Annotated in this window: 2 protein-coding genes and 1 pseudogene; all 3 read left to right on the top strand. The window is 51.0% G+C overall.

The window, feature by feature from the left end; all coding sequences use genetic code 11:
• On the top strand, positions 1 to 1,350 hold a 1,350-nt coding region (locus ACKPQ4_RS06940; RefSeq protein WP_407680463.1), incomplete at its 5' end, for a sialidase family protein.
• A gap of 51 nt (positions 1,351 to 1,401) precedes the next feature.
• Entirely contained in the window at positions 1,402 to 1,815 is a 414-nt protein-coding gene (locus tag ACKPQ4_RS06935) for a hypothetical protein (RefSeq protein ID WP_407680462.1), read from the top strand.
• Between the two features lie 500 nt (positions 1,816 to 2,315).
• Positions 2,316 to 3,298, top strand: a pseudogene (locus ACKPQ4_RS06930) (hypothetical protein); the annotation flags it as partial.

Genomic DNA, 3,298 nt, shown 5'->3' with positions numbered 1-3,298 from the left:
ACGTTGGCTCATGAAGAAGATCTCATCCCGATGACAAAATATATTGCAATATACATGGCGAGCGGGCTTTGCCTTCTCAGCGTCGCTAACGCTCAAGAGGATTTATCCATAGATAGAATGGTCACCAAAACACTCGTTATCTCTGCAGCCGAAAAGGAAAGGCTGAGCGACCTAGAGACAAGAGGCATTATGTCAGTAGAGCCTGTCGCACTTCCCGTGGGTCCACACCTCAAGGGAAACAACTATCACCTTGGATGGCCGGTCGGAATCAAAGTCGGAAAGTCGCTGCTTTGTGCCTACCATCAGACATTGAGACATCACGGGGGCAAGAGGGAGGACGCAGATAGCAGCGATGCGGTGATCGTACGCTCGACTGATGGAGGCGAGACCTGGTCGAATCCGATTGATATTAGACAATTCGGCACAAGTGAAAAGGCAATGGTTCTGAACTTCGGAAACTGCTTCGGGGTTCTAAATGAGAAAGTCTTTCTTGCCACCAAGTATGGTTTGTACCGCTCAGAGGACGAAGGCAAGACCTGGGAACTCGTCCCAGACGCGCTGACCCAGGAACAGACCGGACACAAGTACGCCGACAACTTCGGGCCACGTATGATAGTTCATCCAGAGAAAGGGCTGGTCATTCCAGTCGGAGTCGAGCGATCCCCGTACATAGACATGTACTCCTCCAAGGATGAAGGTCTAACGTGGATCCATAAGAGGGTCACACTCTCCAAAAGAATTCATCCGCTGGAACCAACGGCCATCTATCACGACGGTCGGCTCATCTTCCTCTCTCGAAATCATACAATTCCACTCAAGTTTCATCGTCGATTGAAAGACACTCAGCGGCCGGCCATGATGGTCTCAGACGCGGGCTGGTTCCCTATGAAGCATCAGGAGTTGACCAACATATCTTCCTACCGTTGGCCTGATACGACCGATGTCGATTTCAACCCCGTGACCAAGCGGTTCGAGGCCGTCGTTACGAACCGCAGTGGCGGTGCTGGAAAGGATGAGAAGAATGAGCAGAATGAGCAGACGGTAAACTTATGGTCTATCTCAAAGGACGATATGTATGCCGGACGTGCTGATCAATGGCGATTCGAAGGCACACTCCTGAGATTGAAGTCGGGCATGTTGAATATCAGTGCTGATGATGTCGATGCCGCTCACCCCGGAGGAGCTGTCATTGACGAAGATGAAGGCGTGCAACACATATTCATCTACTGTGGCCGGTACTCGACTCCTGCAGGGATCTACAGGATTACACGAACCCTTGACACCGACAAGCTCAGAGAAGCCATGAGCCAACAAGGAGCTGAAGGCGACGCGGTAAACCGCGCGCCTTAGCTCAGACGTTCGCCATCAAGCAACCCAACCCGAACCAAATCAGACCTATCTATGAATGCAAAAATCACTAAGCGTTCCGCTCTTCTTGCGCTCTTCTACCTTGCCTTTTCGGCACCACTCTTGTGTGCCCAGGATCAAACCGCAAAAGAGGAACATTCCGCAACAGCCGAAAAACTGAAGGCCATCAAGCTGCCAAAAGTTGAGCTTAAAGAGGTTTCCTTCCCTGAAGCTCTCGAAATTATTCGTAAGCAGTCCCGCTTGCATGATCCAGAAGAAGATCCCGAGAAAAAGGGCGTGAATTTCGTTGTGAAAGGTAGTGTGAAGGCCGATCGGCCGATTACGCTGGTTCTCACCAATGTCTCCCTCGGCGATGCGCTTAGCTATCTGAACAGCCTCTCCGGACACTCAATGAAAATCCAGAAAAATAGTGTCCTCTTCGAGAGCGCTGAAGATGAGAGCCAATAGCCGAACAAGCGTGTGCTACCAACAGGCTACCCGCCTCGAGTCGAAGGCGTGACGACAAATAGAACCTCAACCTCGAAGTCGAAGCGGCGCTGCCGGTAGCCTGTGGCAGACCCTTAACTTTTCTCCACCATTTCCAATTACCAAATGCCTTGGTTAGGCTTTTGCATGAGGCTGATGAAGTGACGCAAATCAACAGAAATTTAACGCAAAAATTGTCGTTAAATAGTTGTTAGTTAATGGATAATGGGGTGGTATTTAAGCAATGCCCCATTTAAATCCTGCCAATAATGCCAACCGTGACTGGAGCGATTATGACAAGCCCTACAATGAAGGTGCAGCCCATGAACTCAATCTTTTGCGGAAAAGAAAAAAATAAACCATAAAAGCCTGCACCACAGTCCTTATCTTTAGCCTGCTCACCTCGCTGTGCTGTGCACAGGGGAGGGTTGCTTTGCTGTTCACAGGGGAGGGTTGGCGATGTGCCTCCCCCCGCACAGTCGTTGTTCTATAAAGCCCAACACGAAGAAACCGGCAACATGTGGGATGTGTGGCTCTACCACAACGAAGGAACCTACTTCCTGTACTACCTCGCCAATGCTGGTGTCAGAGTGGGCAGAGGTCAGCCCTGGAACAATATTTCGTTGGCCACATCGCCTGACGGTGTGCATTGGACAGAGCAGGGCCCGATCTTGAAAAAGTCCAAGGGAGCCACCTGGATGGGTACCGGTTCAACCTGGAAGTCATCTACCTTTGAGAAGGACGGTACATTCTACATGAATTTCTCAGAAGAAATCGGCGAGCGTCAAAACATCTACTTTGCTGAATCTACCGACCTCCGTAATTGGACGAGATTGAAAGGAAAAGAATATCAATTTGTTCAGGACGAGCGATGGTACAAGAAGAACGGTCGCTGGGACTGCATTTGGACCATCGCCAAGCCGGGCGGGGGATTCTACGGATACTGGACGGCCAGCCCACTTTCTAAAGAGAGTAAGTTCGGCTTCGGAGAATCGGAAGACGGCCTGCATTGGAAAGCCTTGGAGCCACCCAAGGTGGTGGGTGTGAAACGCAAACATGCTGAGGTCGGTGCGGTGGAAAAGATCGGGGATAAATACTACATGTTGATGGGCAATTACGCCCCCTACATGGTGACACTGGTTGCGGAACAACCCGAAGGCCCTTTTCATGTGGCGAAGAAGAACTCCAATGTGTTGACTGGGCACACCTACTTTTGCCGCTTTTTCGCGCACCCCACCGATGGCATGCTCGTGTGCCACTTCACCAGGGCCCGGGACAATCAGGTTTCTTTCGCCCCTCTAAAAGACGTGCGAATCGACAACGAGGGAACGCTTCGCCTCGGATGGTGGAAGGGCAACGAGAAGATGAAGCACCATCCCGTCAAGGTGGATAAACCTGTGGATACAACCAAGCCGATTGCGATGCTGGGCAATTCCTTTGATGTGAAAGGGGGAACGGTTCTCGA

The organism is Candidatus Chordibacter forsetii (assembly GCF_964187505.1).
GTDB classification, from domain to species: Bacteria; Verrucomicrobiota; Verrucomicrobiia; order Opitutales; family Seribacteraceae; genus Chordibacter; species Chordibacter forsetii.
This window is presented reverse-complemented; position numbering and strand designations above follow the sequence as displayed.

What these genes read in the sequence shown, in the direction of transcription:
- ACKPQ4_RS06935 (WP_407680462.1), top strand. Translation starts at nt 1,402, where the DNA reads ATGAATGCAAAAATCACTAAGCGTTCCGCTCTTCTTGCGCTCTTCTAC.